15 protein-coding genes are annotated in these 15,151 nt (G+C 63.0%); 10 read left to right on the forward strand and 5 right to left on the reverse strand.

Annotated features, from left to right (window positions below):
• Positions 1-8: 8 nt before the first annotated feature.
• The 3 genes from AC1D75_RS15720 to AC1D75_RS15730 all read right to left on the reverse strand — a co-directional run bounded on the left by AC1D75_RS15720 (position 9) and on the right by AC1D75_RS15730 (position 2,981).
• Positions 9-965, reverse strand: coding sequence for an alpha/beta hydrolase family protein (locus tag AC1D75_RS15720; RefSeq protein ID WP_495516264.1), 957 nt, complete (start codon positions 963-965; stop codon positions 9-11).
• 52 nt (positions 966-1,017) lie between these two features.
• Entirely contained in the window at positions 1,018-2,226 is a 1,209-nt protein-coding gene (locus AC1D75_RS15725) for a polysaccharide deacetylase family protein (protein WP_495516265.1), read from the reverse strand.
• A 131-nt stretch (positions 2,227-2,357) separates the two neighbouring features.
• Positions 2,358-2,981 (reverse strand): QsdR family transcriptional regulator, encoded by a 624-nt coding sequence (locus tag AC1D75_RS15730; RefSeq protein ID WP_495516266.1) that lies wholly within the window; start codon positions 2,979-2,981, stop codon positions 2,358-2,360.
• Between the two features lie 64 nt (positions 2,982-3,045).
• Here AC1D75_RS15730 and AC1D75_RS15735 point away from each other — a divergent pair, with 64 nt between their 5' ends.
• Both AC1D75_RS15735 and AC1D75_RS15740 read left to right on the forward strand, forming a co-directional pair.
• Positions 3,046-4,278 (forward strand): acyl-CoA dehydrogenase family protein, encoded by a 1,233-nt coding sequence (locus tag AC1D75_RS15735; protein WP_495516267.1) that lies wholly within the window; start codon positions 3,046-3,048, stop codon positions 4,276-4,278.
• Complete coding sequence (locus AC1D75_RS15740) at positions 4,278-5,426, forward strand: acyl-CoA dehydrogenase family protein (RefSeq protein ID WP_495516268.1); 1,149 nt, start codon at positions 4,278-4,280, stop codon at positions 5,424-5,426. Before AC1D75_RS15735 ends, AC1D75_RS15740 begins: the two co-directional genes overlap by 1 nt.
• 14 nt (positions 5,427-5,440) lie before the next feature.
• Here AC1D75_RS15740 and AC1D75_RS15745 read toward each other — a convergent pair whose 3' ends face one another.
• On the reverse strand, positions 5,441-5,725 hold the full coding sequence (locus AC1D75_RS15745) for a 4a-hydroxytetrahydrobiopterin dehydratase (protein WP_495516269.1): 285 nt from the start codon (positions 5,723-5,725) through the stop codon (positions 5,441-5,443).
• 85 nt (positions 5,726-5,810) lie between these two features.
• On the opposite strand from AC1D75_RS15745, the gene AC1D75_RS15750 reads away from it, so the two are divergent.
• The 5 genes from AC1D75_RS15750 to AC1D75_RS15770 all read left to right on the forward strand — a co-directional run bounded on the left by AC1D75_RS15750 (position 5,811) and on the right by AC1D75_RS15770 (position 10,467).
• Positions 5,811-6,320, forward strand: coding sequence for an SRPBCC family protein (locus AC1D75_RS15750; protein WP_495516270.1), 510 nt, complete (start codon positions 5,811-5,813; stop codon positions 6,318-6,320).
• A 274-nt stretch (positions 6,321-6,594) separates the two neighbouring features.
• Entirely contained in the window at positions 6,595-6,939 is a 345-nt protein-coding gene (locus AC1D75_RS15755) for a hypothetical protein (RefSeq protein WP_495516271.1), read from the forward strand.
• Positions 6,940-7,121: 182 nt separating this feature from the next.
• Positions 7,122-7,628, forward strand: coding sequence for a MarR family winged helix-turn-helix transcriptional regulator (locus AC1D75_RS15760; protein ID WP_495516272.1), 507 nt, complete (start codon positions 7,122-7,124; stop codon positions 7,626-7,628).
• Entirely contained in the window at positions 7,621-9,219 is a 1,599-nt protein-coding gene (locus AC1D75_RS15765; RefSeq protein ID WP_495516273.1) for an MDR family MFS transporter, read from the forward strand. The genes AC1D75_RS15760 and AC1D75_RS15765 overlap by 8 nt, the downstream gene beginning before the upstream one ends.
• 333 nt (positions 9,220-9,552) lie before the next feature.
• Complete coding sequence (locus tag AC1D75_RS15770) at positions 9,553-10,467, forward strand: alpha/beta fold hydrolase (protein WP_495516274.1); 915 nt, start codon at positions 9,553-9,555, stop codon at positions 10,465-10,467.
• Here AC1D75_RS15770 and AC1D75_RS15775 read toward each other — a convergent pair.
• A complete protein-coding gene (locus AC1D75_RS15775; protein ID WP_495516275.1) occupies positions 10,415-10,858 on the reverse strand; it encodes a MarR family winged helix-turn-helix transcriptional regulator in 444 nt (147 codons plus the stop codon). The genes AC1D75_RS15770 and AC1D75_RS15775 overlap by 53 nt on opposite strands.
• 82 nt (positions 10,859-10,940) lie before the next feature.
• Between AC1D75_RS15775 and AC1D75_RS15780 the strand changes: the two genes are divergently transcribed.
• From AC1D75_RS15780 to AC1D75_RS15790, 3 genes are all read left to right on the forward strand, one after another.
• The gene (locus AC1D75_RS15780) at positions 10,941-11,312 is read left to right on the forward strand and encodes a cupin domain-containing protein (protein ID WP_495516276.1); all 372 of its coding nucleotides are present in this window, start codon (positions 10,941-10,943) and stop codon (positions 11,310-11,312) included.
• Positions 11,313-11,438: 126 nt separating this feature from the next.
• Positions 11,439-13,172 (forward strand): ABC transporter ATP-binding protein, encoded by a 1,734-nt coding sequence (locus AC1D75_RS15785; RefSeq protein WP_495516277.1) that lies wholly within the window; start codon positions 11,439-11,441, stop codon positions 13,170-13,172.
• A complete protein-coding gene (locus AC1D75_RS15790; RefSeq protein WP_495516278.1) occupies positions 13,169-15,142 on the forward strand; it encodes an ABC transporter ATP-binding protein in 1,974 nt (657 codons plus the stop codon). Before AC1D75_RS15785 ends, AC1D75_RS15790 begins: the two co-directional genes overlap by 4 nt.
• Positions 15,143-15,151: the final 9 nt, after the last annotated feature.

Here is a 15,151-nt window from a genome sequence, read left to right on the forward strand (position 1 = left end):
CAGATCGCTCATTCGGCGACTTGGTCTGCACTTTTGTCGGCCGCGTCGGTGATGATGTCGAGGACGCGCGTGTAGACCGGTCGGCCCGACGTGACAATCGAACCGTGGTCCTCGCCTTCGAAAAGGACCAACTGTGCACTGCCGTTTTCCCGGTGCACCGCGTCCACATAACGCTGGGACAGCGACGGCAGCACCGTGGTGTCCTTCGTGCCGTGCACTGCTATCACCGGGGTCCCGGGGTCGATGTTCTGGATGGGGTCGACTTCGGTGTAGCGGTCGGGGTACTGGGCGGGGGTACCACCGAGCGCGGTCACGATCCGATCGTCGCCGTTGCGGACCGCCTGCACCATGTCCAGCGGTCCGGCGAGCGAAATGACCTTGGTGGGCCGGAACTTCGGATTTGCACCCACCTCCCGGCTGTCGAGACGGTGTCTGGTGCCACCCCACACTGCGAGTTGCGCTCCGGCGCTGTGCCCGACCACCAAGGCGTCGTCGGTCTCGAGTTGCGGGTACTTCTTGTCGATCTCGACGACGTTGTCGAGTGCCTGCGAGACGTCCTCGAAGGTCGTCGGCCAGCCACCGCCGGATCCGACCCGTCGGTATTCGATGTTGTAGACCGCCAATCCACGGCCTGCGAGGTCGCGGGCGAGCGGATCGAAAAGACCGGCACCGAGTTGTGCTTGCCAGGCACCACCGTGGATCAGGACGACCAGTGGGATGGCGTCGACCTCCTGCGGACCGGCGGGCAGGTAGAGGTCGCCCCAATTCTGCTCCGGGTCTGTGCCGTCGAGCGTCGGGTAGTCGATCCGTTGGACAGTGATCTCGTCCAGTGATGGGACGGCGGAATCCTGGGCGACGGCCACGGATGAGGTCGGCTCAGCCGTGCCACTGTCGTCCGAACATCCGGTGAGCAACAGGGCGAGTGCGGCAAGGAGGCCGACCGGGCCGGACAAGTGGTGACGCATGGGGTGCCTTTCATCGAAGGACTGCTGAATCGGGATCATTGTGGAAAGGGAATCAATTGGTGGCGTCCACCGCGACCGGCGGCATGGCGATCCATGATTCCAATGCGCCCGGATCCTGTAATTCGATCCAGGCGATGACGTCCTGGTATGTCGCACAGATTGTTTCGGGTTTGTCGCAGACCTCGCTCATGAAGTCCGCGGTGGCGGGATTGAAGGCGTTCCCGCTCCAGTCGTTGAAGTGGTTGGCAATGACCAGCGGGGCACGATTCCCCTCGTATGCCCGCTTGTACATGTAGTCGTACGACTGTTTGACGATCGCACGGATCTTCGGGGCGTCGCCGGGTCGGTCTTTTGCCTTGTTGAAGGTGTACCAGTAGTTGTAGTCGAGCGCGGTCTGCCGGTGATTGAGCGGCGGCGACCACGTATACGGAACCGGGAACTCCCAGACACTGCCCACCTTGGTCGGCCAGTAGACACCGGGTTGGCGTGCCGCCTTTGACGAATCCCAGGTCATGTCGTGCGCGCCGAGAGCCGGAAACAGTTGACCCATACCGCCTTCGAGACAGGGTGTGCGTCCACCCTTGACGACATCGGTTCCGAATGCGAGGTCGGGCGCATTCGGCAGGTCGTTGATGGTCTTCCAGTCACTCATCAGGTGGAAGAACTCATCGAGTTCGTGGTTCCACTCCGCGGTCGACCAGTCCTTGCCGGGATTCTTCGTGCCTGCGCACCAGTGTCCTACGTAGTGGGTGCCCATTTCGTGACCGTCGTACCAGGTCTTGTTCAGGTACTCGACCTGTTCGATGACTTCTTCGTCGGTGCCACCGAATGCCAGGGCCGATTCACCCGGTTTGTATCCAGGGCCCTGATATTCGGATTTGTTGTCGTCGGTGAGGAAGTACAGGCCGGTCATCAGCGCGGTGAAGCGGGCGTCGACGTCCTTGGCGGTCTCGAGGAACAGGTCCCAGTTCTCCGACACCCCGACTCCGTCGAACGAGAAGAGGACGAACTGCGGTGGCTTTTCTCCGGCAACCAGTTTCCTCATCGGCACATTGCTCTCGGTTCGCACCGGTCCGCCGTTGTCGGAAGTGCCCGTGTCCGAACCGGATCGGTCGACGGCGGCGGCGGCGTTCGGATCAGCCGGCTGTACATAGCCCAGAAGGACGTCGGGCCGTTCGGCGCCACAGGCCGTGAGGATCAGCGCGATCAAGGCAATGTTGAGCGTCCACAGCTTCGCCCGCCTGCGGTGGTATTTCTGCACCCTGGTTCGCCTTTCGCCAGGGGAGCCGTCAGGTATCGGGCTTAGGCCTGGATCTGAGCGAGCCTAACACCGTAAATGTCCGCTTTGGCCGAATGACACTGCCTGGACCAGGCATTATTCGTTTGGTATCGCTAGCTGCTCGTGAGTGGTCGGCGACTTGCAGTGGTGGAACAGGCGCCTGCCAGCAGGAGTTCGACCATCGCTGTTGCCTGCTTCGGGGCGGGCGGTTGGCCGGTGATCATGTCACTCCAGATGAACGATTCGCCGACGCGCACGATCGCATATGCCAGTGCGGTGATGTCGACGTGCGGTCCGATCTCGGGAATTGCTTGTAGCCGCACCACATTCCACTCGATGAGTCGCCCCTGAACCACGCTGTAACGAGTGCTGAGTACGCGCAGCGCATATTCGGGATCGTCGGAGACAAAACGTGAGAGTGGGCGGTAACTGCGCACGGCCGTGGCCATCTCGCCGAAATTGTGCACAAATCGTTCGACGGTGGCGGGGTATCCCTCGCGGTCCTCCACTCGGCGCAACGCCTCGGCGACGATGCGCCACACGACTTCTCCGATGATCACCTCACGGCCTGCGTACCACCGGTAGATGGTCGCGCGGCCGATACCGAGTTCGCGGGACAGTTGCTGGACGTCGACCCGCCGGCCATCGCGAAACCAGCTGTGGGCGAGATCGATGACGTCGTCTCGGGTCGGGCGTGAAGACGCCGCGTCGCGACCGTTGACGGCTCCCTGAGACATAAGTAGATTTTGTCTCTGGTGGCCGTGTCGGTCAACCGAGACGGAGCAATGCGGGGGAGCACACATGGATTTGGATTGGTCAGAAGCCGACGCGGCCTTCCGGGACGAGGTGGTTGCCTTCCTCGACGAGAAACTCACGCCCGATCTGCGCCAGGCGGGTCGCCTCATGACGAGTGTCTACTCCGAGCATGAGGCGAGTATGGAGTGGCAGCGCATCTTGAACGAGCGTGGATGGGCGGCGCCTGCCTGGGCCGTCGAACACGGAGGGTGCGACTGGAGTCTGACCCAGCACTACATCTTCAGCCGTGAATCCGTCTTGGCGGGTGCACCGTCCCTGTCGCCCATGGGTATTCGGATGGTCTCGCATGCCATTGCCGCCTTCGGGACCGCGGAACAGAAAGACTTCTTCCTGCCGGGCATCCTCACCGGCGAGGTGTTCTTCTGCCAGGGGTACTCGGAACCAGAGGCGGGTTCGGATCTGGCGTCACTGACGATGGCGGCCGTCGACGAGGGTGACGATCTGGTCTGCACCGGAAGCAAGATCTGGACAACCCATGCGGCCGAGGCGAATTGGATGTTCTGCCTGGTCCGCACATCGAAGCATGAGAAGAAGCAGCAGGGCATCACCTTCCTGCTGATCGACATGACCTCACCGGGCATCGAAGTCCGCCCGTTGGTGATGACGTCGGGCGAACAGGTCCAGAACCAGGTCTTCTTCGATGGCGTACGCGTGCCGAAGTCCAACGTCATCGGCAAGATCGACGACGGCTGGACCGTCGCGAAATACCTGTTGGTCTTCGAGCGTGGTGGGGCAGCGGCGGCCCCCGCGCTACAGGTCATGGCGGAGTCGGCGGCCACGGCGGCCGCCGGTGTGCCCGGACCCGATGGCCGTCCGCTCATCGAGGATCCGGCGTTTTCCGCGAAACTCGCCGAGGCCGAGATCCGGACGAAGGTCCTCGAGATCCTCGAATACCGAACCTTGTCGGCGATGGCCTCGGGTAAGGATCCCGGACCGGCGTCGTCGATGCTGAAGGTGCTCGCGACGGAACTCAGCCAGAAGCTCACCGAGATCACCCTCGAGGCCGCGGGACCACGCGGGCGGGTGTACCAGCCGCACGCTGCCCGACCAGGTGGCCCGATCGCGGAGTTCTCCGAACCGGCGGGCGGATATGTCAGTGGTGAGCAGTGGCAGGCGGTGGCGCCCTTGCGCTACTTCAACGACCGGGCGGGCTCGATCTACGCCGGCAGCAACGAAATTCAACGAAACATTCTCGCCAAAGCAGCATTGGGGCTCTGATGGACTTCAGCCTGACAAAAGAGCAGGAACTACTTCGTGACGGACTCACCAAGTTCCTGGCCACGCGATATGGCCTGGAGAGCAGTCGCGCAGCGGCCAAGACCGGTGCCGGCTGGCAACCGGCGATCTGGGCAGGTTTTGCCGACGAGCTCGGAATCCTCGGTGCCACCCTGCCCGAAGAGGACGGCGGACTCGGCGGTGGTCCCGTCGAGCTCATGATCGTCACCGAGGCTCTCGGATTCGCGCTGGTTGTCGAACCGTTTGTCGACACCGTGGTGATCGGGTCCGGATTGCTCAGGCGGGCAGGCGGCGACCGGGCCGCGAAGATCGTCGAGAACATTGTTGCCGGTACGGCGATCACCGCGTTTGCCGCGACCGAGCCGACGTCGGGTCACAGCTACCGCGATGTGGCGACCACGGCACGCCGAGACGGCGATGAGTGGGTGATCAACGGGGTCAAGACGGTGGTGACCAGCGCGCCGCTGGCCAACCATCTCCTGGTCACCGCCCGCACCTCCGGATCGCAGCGGGACACCGACGGCATCTCTCTGTTCGTGGTCGATGTCGACCAGGACGATCTGCCTGCGGGGATCGACTCTCACGCCTACCGCACGATCGACGATCGTCAAGCCGCCGATGTGACGTTCACCGACCTGCGACTGCCCGCCGATGCCCTGCTGGGTGCGGAGGGCGGTGCCTGGGCGTCGATCGACAGGGCAGTCGACGAGGCCACCGCGGCAGTTGCATCCGAAGCGGTGGGTCTGATGCGGAAGGTGCTGGCGGACACCGTCGAATACGCAAAGCAGCGTCGGCAGTTCGGGCAGGCGATCGGCAGCTTCCAGGCGCTGCAGCACCGGATGGTCGACATGTACATGGAGGTCGAGCAGTCCATCGCCGCGGTCTACCTTGCCGTGCTCAATCTCGAGGCCGACCCGGTGGAGCGATCATTGGCGGTCTCGGCGGCCAAGGCCACCATCGGACGTTCGGCGCGGTTCATCGGCCAGAATGCGGTCCAGTTGCACGGCGGGATGGGCATGACAGAAGAATTGGCGATCGGGCACTACTTCAAGCGACTCACCGCGATCGAGTACGAGTTCGGTCCGGCCGACCAGCACATCGCCCGATACGCGGCGCTCTCCGCGCGCTGAGCGGGAGGCGTGTGTCAGGGGGCGAGATCGTCGATCTGGTGGGCGAGCATGGTGTCCTTGCCGGTGATCCCGCCCTCTGAATGCGTGCTCAGGGTGAATGTGACGTTGCGCCAACGGATATCGATATCCGGATGATGATCGGCGGCTTCGGCCGCCTCGGCAACGCGGTCGACCAACGTGATCGCTGCCGGAAAATCCGCACATTCGATCGTGCGGGTCAACGAATCTCCGGAACGCGACCAGAAAGTGAGGTCGGCGAGGGCCTTGGTGATGTCGGATTCGCTCAGTAGACCAGCCATCACCTGATGCTGCCAGGCTCTCGAAGATCGGGCAATACCCCGTTGCGGGGTGTTTCAGGCCCGGCTCGCCTGGCTAGCCTGTTGTATGACCACTGAACAAACGCAGTCCGAGAGAATCGAATCCGAGCGCTTGATTCGCGCCACCGCCGCTGACATCTTTGCCGTCCTCACCGATCCGCAGGGGCACGTCGCGATCGATGCGTCGGGGATGTTGATGGACGCGACCGGTGAGCGCGTGCGTGCTGTCGGCGACTCGTTTGTGGTGCATATGGACCGGGAAGCGTTGGGCGACTTTCCTCTTGGGGAGTACGACGTGACGGTGACCATCAAGACGTTCGTCCCCGACGTCGAGGTCTCCTGGACGATTCTCGGTCGTCTGCGACCGCAGATCGGTCACGTCTACGGGTATCGGCTCGAACCGGCGGCCGACGGTGCGACCAAGGTCATCTCGTTCTACGACTGGTCCGACATCCATCCGGAATGGCGAGAGAAGAACATCTTCCCGGTGATCCACACCAACTCCTTGGCCAGCACGCTCGGAGTTCTCGACAGAACCGTACGCCGCGGCTATCCGCGACAGGCTGCGCGCGACTAGTTCGACCGGCGACAGCGATCGCTGAATACGGACAGTAAGCTGACGCGGGGATTTGCCGGACTGCCGAAGCGCTCGACAAGATTGTGAGAACCGCACCATGACGAACTCCCTCGAAGTGATCGACCAGGGCACCATGCTCGAGTTCTGATTCGACGACGCGCTGCGCTATCACGGTCCACTCGCGCCAGGTGGCGTTGCGCACGCCTACAAAGTTCTGGAACGAGCGCTGCCTGCGCTGGCCAAGGATGGGCCGGTCGAACGGCGGGAGATAGTGGTGACAACCTCACACGGTGGCCCCGGTGTGCGGGACACTTTCGAACTCGTGACCCGGGCGGTCACCGAGGGTCGGTACACGGTCGACGGCACCCTGAAGCGGCCGGAACGCGGTATGACGATGGAGATCTACGTCTTCCAACTCGAATATCGCGGCAAGAGCGTCACGCTCGTGATCCGGGACGGATTCGTCGTCGACGAGTACATCACCCTCTCGCGTAAGGCCACCCGGAGCGCCGAAGAGGACGCGCGTCTGGTCGTGGTCAAGCAGGAAATGGCGGACCGTGTGATGGCGGTTCCGGCAGAAGAGGTCTACGACATCGTTCCGAGTGTGGTCACCGCATGACGGGCGTCGGCTGCCTCTGAACAACGCGTGGTGAGCGGGACCGCGGACCGGGTGGCCGGTTCACGGTCCCGCTCTGCATAGGGGGCAGGAATATCTGCCATGTGCACTTAGTTGATTTCTACATGCAACTTACATATAGTTGCGTAGCGCAATTAATTAGTAAAGGGGGGGTCGCGATGGCCATGTCCACTGAGACAGCCCGTGCGTTGATAGTCGATCTACACCTGCTCGGTCGGATGATGCGCAGAGCGCTTGCGTCCGAAGACGACGGCGAGATTCACCAGGGCGGTCTCGGCGTGCTGTCGGCACTGGCCGCTGGCGAACCCTGCCGGCAGACGGAACTCGCCACGGACCTGTGTCTGAGTCAATCTGCGCTCAGTCGTCACATCACCGAACTTGTCAACGGCGGGTACGTCGTCCGGCAATCCGATCCCGAAGACGGCCGCGCGACCCAGATATCGCTGACGCCGGCCGGGCACGAACTGTTGCACCGCAACCGCGATACGCGCGCTCGTGAACTCCAGAAGGTGCTCGCCGACTGGCCCGAAGCCGACGCCGAAGTCGCAAGGGTCGCGGTGCAACGACTCAAACAATCGTTCAACGAACACACGCATCGGACCGGACCGTCAGAGCCGACGTCCAATCACCCCGCGTCCAATCGCAAGGAAAGCCAGGAAATCTATGTCTAGCTCGACGACGGCGGCGGTGAAGCACGATCCGCTGGCGATGACACATCAACAAATCCTCAAGACGATGATCGGGCTCCTCGCGGGTCTGTTCACCGCATTGCTCAGCACCACGATCGTCGCGACGGCCCTGCCGACCATCATCGGCGACCTCAAAGGCTCACAGACGGCGTATGCCTGGGTTATCACCACAGCGCTGTTGGCCAACGCGGCCTCGACCCCGATCTGGGGCAAGCTTTCCGACATCTTCAACAAGAAGGTGCTCGTCCAGAGCTCGCTGGTGATCTTTGTCGTCGGGTCGATCATCGCCGGATTTTCACACAATGTTCCGATTCTGTTGGCAGCGCGCGTGATTCAGGGTGTCGGTATGGGTGGTCTGACCGCGCTGGTCGTCGCCATCATCGGCAGCATCGTCTCGCCCCGTGAACGTGGCCGTTATTCGGGATACATGGGTGCAGTGATGGCCGTGTCGATGTCGGGTGGTCCGATCCTCGGTGGTGTCATCGTCGACAGTCCGCTCGGATGGCGCTGGTGCTTCTTCGTGTGCGTGCCGCTCGCGGTGATCGCGCTGTTCCTCCTGCAGAGGACACTGCACATCAAGACCGATCGCAAGGAAGACGTCTCGATCGACTGGCTCGGTGCCACCTTGCTGACCGCCGGGATCTCCGTCCTGCTGATCTGGGTCTCATTCGCGGGCAAGGCCGGCTACTACGACTGGCTCTCCAAGGAGTCCGCGATGTACGTCGCCGGCGGTGTACTGCTGCTGCTGGCGACCGTGATGGTCGAGTCCAAGGTGAAGTCGCCGATCATCCCGCTCAAGATCGTCGTCGAGCGGACCACCGGCCTGGCCATCATCGCCTCGATTGCCGTCGGTCTGGGAATGTTCGGTGCGACGACCTTCCTCGGCCAGTACTTCCAGACCGCACGCGGTTTCTCGCCGACACTTGCAGGCGTGCTGTCCATACCCATGGTGGCGGGCATGCTGATCGGATCGGTCGGCTCGGGTCAGCTGATCAGTCGCTTCGGTAAGTGGAAGCCGTACATGCTCGTCGGTTCGACGTTGCTGATCATCGGCTTCGGCTTGCTGGGGACCATCGATCACGCGACCAACCTGTGGCTCGTCGGAGCGTTCACGATGGTCGTCGGACTCGGCACCGGAATGCTGATGCAAAACCTGGTCCTCGTCGTCCAGAACACGGTCAGTGTTCACAACATCGGCGCCGCCTCGAGCAACGTCGCGTTCTTCCGAACATTCGGCGGCGCGGTCGGTGTCTCGGTTCTCGGTTCGGTGTTGGCCACCCGCGTCGCCGATCTGTCGGCGTCAGGTTTGTCCAAACTGGGCATCCAGGGCGGTTCGTCGGGAGGCAATCTCGACATCGGTGCATTGCCCGATCCGGTTCAAACGGTTGTGCGAGCAGCCTACGGCGACGCCACCAGTGCGATCTTCCTGATCGCTGCGGCCGCAGCCGTGGTTGCGTTGATCGCAGTGGCGTTCCTTCCGAACCGCCCATTGCGCAAGACGATCGATATCGCGGCCGACGAAGATCCGATGCGCGAGGGTGGCACGCCACCGCGCGATCTGGTCGACGCCTGACCTACCGCACGACACCCAGCTGCAAAACCAGCTGGATATACGAAGACGAGCTGCAATATGCGGCTCGTCTTCGTATATCCGGTTGCCCGCGGTGGGCGGAGGTATGTCGGGAATCACGTTTGTCGACGACCTGGACCGGGCATCCGGAACTCGCGAAGGCAGGTCGATGAGCCGCTGGCCCGTATTGCGCCCATACTGTTGGGTGAGGAGTGTCAGGCTGTTCGATGCTCCGGGGGTCAATCCCGGTCAAGCCGGCACGAACCAGACCCACCCACGCGCCACAGCCGACAAATGTCTGGTTCCGGGTCACGCAGTAACCCAATGGGAGGCGACATGAACGAACTCCACCACATAGACCTGCACGGCGAGCGCATTGCGTATCAGGACGAGGGGAGCGGCGACGTACTCCTGCTGATCCACGGGATGGCAGGCAGTTCGACGACCTGGCGGGCGGTGGCGCCCCTCCTGGCCCGCACCCACCGTGTGATCGCACCCGATCTACCCGGCCACGGAGAGTCCGGCAAACCGCGCGGGGACTACTCGCTCGGTGCGTTCGCGGCGACCCTGCGGGATCTGCTGCGTGAACTCGGCATCGACAAGGTCACGGTCATCGGCCAGTCGCTCGGTGGTGGCGTGGCCATGCAATTCACCTACCAGCACCCCGAATACTGCGAACGCCTTGTCCTGATCGGCAGCGGCGGACTCGGTCCGGACGTCAACTGGACCCTGCGGCTCCTGGCAGCGCCCGGCGCCGAACTCGTGTTGCCGATCATCGCACCGAAACCGGTGCTGGCCGCCGGGAACAAGATCGGGTCATGGTTGGGCTCGGTCGGCATCCAGTCGCCGCGGACCGCTGAGACATGGCGGTCCTATTCGTCGCTCGCCGACCGCGAGACACGGCAGGCATTCCTGCGGACGCTGCGTTCGGTGGTCGATCATCGTGGACAGGCGGTCAGCGCGATGAATCGGCTGTACCTGAACTCGGAGCTGCCGACGCTGCTCATCTGGGGCGACGCAGACAAGATCATCCCGGTCGCACACGGGTACGCCGCACATGAGGCCATCCCGGGCAGTCGGCTCGAGGTCCTGCCCGGTGTCGGACACTATCCGCATGCCGAGGCTCCGCTGACGGTTGTGGAGATCCTCGAGGATTTCCTGGGGGTTGCACCCGCTCGGACCGCACCACCAGCTGAGATCACCAGCTCGGGCGGAGCCGTCCGGGTCCGGCGAGAACGTTCAACGACCTGACGAGCGCGTCGAAATCCTTGCGCGGTAGTTGTCCGTGCCACGAATCGACACATTCTTCGGCCGATTCCTGTGCCGCCTGGGTGCAGGCATGTCCACGTGCGGTGAGTTCGATGAGTTGGATGCGGCGGTCGAGCGCACTGGCCTCTTTTGTCAGGTAGCCGCGCTCGACCAGGTATGAGATGAGTTGTGCCGCGGCCTGTTTGGTCACCTGAAGCTGTTCGGCGATGTCCGTTGCCGTGGTCGGCCCCGATGATGCTGCGGCGAAGAGGAATCCATGGACCGGACGGACATCGGTGAAACCGCGCCGGGCCAGACCGTCCTGTATCCCGTCGACCAATTGCGCCGACAGCCTCAGTAGGGCCGATGCGGATTGCCAGTCGCTGTCAGTCATGTGGAGCAGTATGCCATCGACAGACAAGCTTCTTGTCTATATGGTCAAGTGACTTGTCTATTACTCAGTCAGGAGGCCTCCCATGCCGATCATCCCGTCTACCGATGCCACGGTTTTCTCCATGCACGGAAGCACTTTTCGCGCGTATGTGAATCCGACCCGGGGTAGCGAGCAACTCTGTGCCTGGCGCCTGGAGGTTCCGGCTCGCCAGGTCGGAGTCGCGCACCGCCCGGATCGCGAGGAGGTCCTGCTGATCCTGCACGGGGATCTGGAGGTGACACTCGACGGTGTCCCCGCGAGCGCGCGGACCGGAGATGTCGTCGTGGTCGGCGCGAACTGTGAGGTCAGGATCGATGGTGGAGGAGAGGATGCAGCGGTGTGGGTGAGCACCACCGCGGGATTGCTGGCCACCACCGCAGATGGAGAGGTGATCGCGCCGCCCTGGGCTCGGTGAGGCGTGGAGGTGAACCAGGGAGGTGAACCGCATGGACGCCTCTGCAAACGGACATCCGTGGACTCACGAATAATCCAGGTGAGGATGGATCTGCAGGCTTGCTAACGTCAAACATGTGACTGCCCCATGTTGACCCGCTTGCTACGCACCTACATGGGTGCCTATCGGTCCCAGCTGATGTGTGTTGTCGTACTGCAATTGGTGGCGACCGCCGCGATGTTGTACCTGCCCACACTGAACGCCGACATCATCGACTACGGCGTGGCCAAGGGCGATACGGGCTACATCATGCGAATCGGTGGATGGATGCTGGCGGTCTCGCTGGTCCAGGTCTGCGCCTCGATCGCGGCGACATACTTCGGTGCCCGCGCCGCGCTCGGAGCCGGCCGCGACATCCGCCACGACCTCCTGCATCGGGTCGACAGTTTTTCGGCCCGTGAGGTCGGAAGCTTCGGTGCGCCATCGCTCATCACCCGAACGACCAACGACGTCCAGCAGGTCCAGATGGTCGGGGTGATGGCCTGCTCGATGTTGGTGACCGCGCCCATCATGTGTATCGGCGGCATCGTGCTCGGCATCGGGGTTGGCGGCTCACTGGCCTGGGTTCTCGTGGTCGCGGTGCCCTTCCTCGGCGTGAGTATGGCCTACATCATCTACCGGATGGTGCCGGGTTATCGCGCGATGCAGACCCGCATCGATGTGGTCAACCGGGTCCTGCGCGAGCAGATCACCGGCATCCGTGTGGTCCGCGCCTTTGTCCGCGAACCGCACGAACGCGCCAGATTCTCCCGGGCCAACGACGATCTCACCAACGCGTCGCTGTACGTCGGACGGCTGATGGCACTGATGTTCCCGTCGGTCCTGCTGATCACCAACGTGACCATCGTCGTCATCATCTGGTTCGGCGGCCACCTGATCGAGGACGGGAGCGTTCAGATCGGCGCCCTGACCGCGATGATCGCCTACGTCACCCAGATTCTGATGGCCGTCATGATGGCGTCGTTCCTGGCGATGATGGCGCCGCGGGCTGCGGTATGTGCCGAACGGATCTACGAGGTGCTGGAGACCGAATCGTCAGTGGTTCCGCGGACCGACCCGACGCCGATGCGCGCGGATGCCGGGCTTGTCGAATTGCGCGCGGCGCGTTTCCAATATCCGGGCGCCGACGAACCAGTTCTGCGTGACATCAGCTTCACCGCACGCCCGGGAACCACAACCGCCATCGTCGGGTCGACGGGTGCGGGCAAGACCACGTTGCTCTCACTGGTGCCGCGGCTGATCGATGTCACCGGCGGCGAAGTGTTCGTCGGCGGCACGGACATCCGTGATCTCGACCCGGACGTGCTGCGGGCGGAAATCGGATTGGTCCCGCAACGGCCCTATCTTTTCTCCGGGACCGTTGCGTCCAACCTGCGATACGGCAAGGACGATGCCACCGAGGAAGAGATGTGGGAAGCATTGACCGTCGCCCAGGCAGCCGATTTTGTCCGGGACATGCCCGATCAACTCGAGACCAGGGTCGCCCAAGGCGGCACCACGGTGTCCGGTGGTCAGCGGCAACGTCTGGCGATCGCCCGCGCTCTGATCCGAAAACCCAAGATCTATCTGTTCGACGACTCGTTCTCCGCACTCGACCTGAGTACCGACGCGCGCCTGCGGGCGGCTCTGCGTCCGGCAACCCGTGAGGCCTGCGTTCTCATCGTGGCGCAGCGGATCACCACGATCGCCGACGCCGATCAGATCGTCGTCGTCGATTGTGGTGCGGTCGTGGGGATCGGTACGCACGACGAATTGATCGACACGTGCCCGACCTACGCGGAGATCGTGCAGTCGCAGCTGTCGGTGGAGGGACGGGCATGACGCGGCCGGGAGGTGGCGGCGGACCGTCGATGGGCGCCGTACCGGTGGAGAAACCCAAGTCCTTCGGCCCGTCCGTCAAGAGGGTGCTGCGCATGCTGGTCGCGCGCCGGCTGGCGGTGGGTGTGATGGCGCTCTTCGCGGTCACCTCGGTGGTCCTGACCGCTGTCGGGCCGCTGCTGCTCGGGCATGCCACCGACCTGATCTTCGCCGGAGTCATCGGCGACCAGTTGCCTGCAGGCCAGAGCAAAGAACAGGCGGTCGCCACACTTCGGGACCAGGGCAACGACACATTTGCCGACATGGTGTCGTCGATGGATCTCGTGCCCGGCGTCGGCATCGACTTCGGCGACGTCGCTTGGGTCCTGATCCTGGTTCTCGTCCTGTACTTCGTGTCCGCGGTGTTGAGCTGGCTGATGGGCCGTGTACTCAACGTGCTCACCCAGCGCACCGTGAGTGAGTTGCGCGCCGAGGTGGAGGCGAAGATCCACCGGCTGCCGTTGCGGTACTTCGACGGCAATCAGCGCGGCGACATGTTGAGTCGGGTCACCAACGACCTCGACAACGTCTCGCAGAGCCTGCAGCAAACGATCGCCCAGGTGCTCAATTCCGTTCTGACGGTGATCGCGATCCTGGTGATGATGGTCTGGATCTCGCCGCTGCTCTCGGTCATCGCGATCGTCACGATTCCCTTGGCGGTCATGGTCACCGCGATGGTGGCGAAAAGATCCAAACCGCACTTCATGGAGCAGTGGTCCAACACGGGCCGGCTCAACGGCCAGGTGGAAGAGGCCTTCTCGGGCCACGAACTGATCAAGGCGTTCGGTCGGCAGGAGGATGTCGAGCGGCGGTTCGACGATCGCAACGAAAAGTTGTACAGCGCCAGCTGGAAAGCGCAGTTCATCTCCGGAATCATCATGCCCGCCATCATGTTCCTCGGAAATCTCAACTACGTGGCCATCGCCGTGGTCGGTGGATTGCGGGTGGCAGCGGGGTCGCTGAGTCTGGGTGATGTGCAGGCATTCATCCAGTACTCGCGGCAATTCACCCAGCCGCTGACCCAGATCGGGTCGATGGTCAACCTGATGCAGAGCGGGGTGGCCTCGGCCGAGCGGATCTTCGACATCCTCGATGCCGAAGAACAGAGTTCGGATCCGGTGATGCCCGAGTCGCCGGCCACCAGCAAGGGGCTCATCACTTTCGAGGACGTGTCATTCCGATACGTACCCGACCGCCCACTGATCGAGAACCTGTCGCTGGTGGCCAAACCCGGACACATGGTGGCCATCGTCGGTCCGACGGGTGCGGGCAAGACCACGCTGGTGAACCTGATCATGCGTTTCTACGATCTGGATTCCGGGAGGATCGAGCTCGACGGTGTGGACACCTCACACATGACCCGTGATGATCTGCGTGAGCGGACCGGCATGGTCCTGCAGGACTCGTGGTTGTTCGGCGGATCCATCCGCGACAACATCGCTTACGGTGATCCTGACGCCGACGACGAGGCGATCATGGAAGCCGCCCGCGTCAGCCACGTCGATCACTTCGTGCGGGTTCTGCCCCAGGGATACGACACCGTCATCGATGAAGAGGGTGGCGGCGTCAGTGCCGGTGAGAAGCAACTCATCACGATCGCCAGGGCGTTCTTGGCGAAGCCGACCTTGCTCATCCTCGATGAGGCAACCAGTTCCGTCGACACCCGCACCGAACTCCTGATCCAAAAGGCGATGGCCGCACTTCGGTCCGATCGCACGAGTTTTGTCATCGCCCACCGGTTGTCGACGGTGCGGGACGCCGACACGATCCTGGTGATGGAGCAGGGCCGGATCGTCGAGCAGGGTTCACACGATGAACTCCTCGTTGCCCACGGTGCCTACTACCGCCTGTACAACAGCCAGTTCACCGGACCCATCGAGACCGACGAAGACGAGGCAGGCGAGTTCGAGACGCCGGAGTTGTCGAAGAGCTGACCGGGCGCC

The organism is Williamsia sp. Y712 (assembly GCF_059445525.1).

What these genes read in the sequence shown, in the direction of transcription:
- AC1D75_RS15790 (WP_495516278.1), top strand. Translation starts at nt 13,169, where the DNA reads ATGACGCGGCCGGGAGGTGGCGGCGGACCGTCGATGGGCGCCGTACCG.
- AC1D75_RS15760 (WP_495516272.1), top strand. Translation starts at nt 7,122, where the DNA reads ATGTCCACTGAGACAGCCCGTGCGTTGATAGTCGATCTACACCTGCTC.
- AC1D75_RS15785 (WP_495516277.1), top strand. Translation starts at nt 11,439, where the DNA reads ATGTTGACCCGCTTGCTACGCACCTACATGGGTGCCTATCGGTCCCAG.
- AC1D75_RS15775 (WP_495516275.1), bottom strand. Translation starts at nt 10,858, where the DNA reads ATGACTGACAGCGACTGGCAATCCGCATCGGCCCTACTGAGGCTGTCG.
- AC1D75_RS15745 (WP_495516269.1), bottom strand. Translation starts at nt 5,725, where the DNA reads ATGGCTGGTCTACTGAGCGAATCCGACATCACCAAGGCCCTCGCCGAC.
- AC1D75_RS15750 (WP_495516270.1), top strand. Translation starts at nt 5,811, where the DNA reads ATGACCACTGAACAAACGCAGTCCGAGAGAATCGAATCCGAGCGCTTG.
- AC1D75_RS15735 (WP_495516267.1), top strand. Translation starts at nt 3,046, where the DNA reads ATGGATTTGGATTGGTCAGAAGCCGACGCGGCCTTCCGGGACGAGGTG.
- AC1D75_RS15730 (WP_495516266.1), bottom strand. Translation starts at nt 2,981, where the DNA reads ATGTCTCAGGGAGCCGTCAACGGTCGCGACGCGGCGTCTTCACGCCCG.
- AC1D75_RS15770 (WP_495516274.1), top strand. Translation starts at nt 9,553, where the DNA reads ATGAACGAACTCCACCACATAGACCTGCACGGCGAGCGCATTGCGTAT.
- AC1D75_RS15780 (WP_495516276.1), top strand. Translation starts at nt 10,941, where the DNA reads ATGCCGATCATCCCGTCTACCGATGCCACGGTTTTCTCCATGCACGGA.
- AC1D75_RS15765 (WP_495516273.1), top strand. Translation starts at nt 7,621, where the DNA reads ATGTCTAGCTCGACGACGGCGGCGGTGAAGCACGATCCGCTGGCGATG.
- AC1D75_RS15740 (WP_495516268.1), top strand. Translation starts at nt 4,278, where the DNA reads ATGGACTTCAGCCTGACAAAAGAGCAGGAACTACTTCGTGACGGACTC.
- AC1D75_RS15720 (WP_495516264.1), bottom strand. Translation starts at nt 965, where the DNA reads ATGCGTCACCACTTGTCCGGCCCGGTCGGCCTCCTTGCCGCACTCGCC.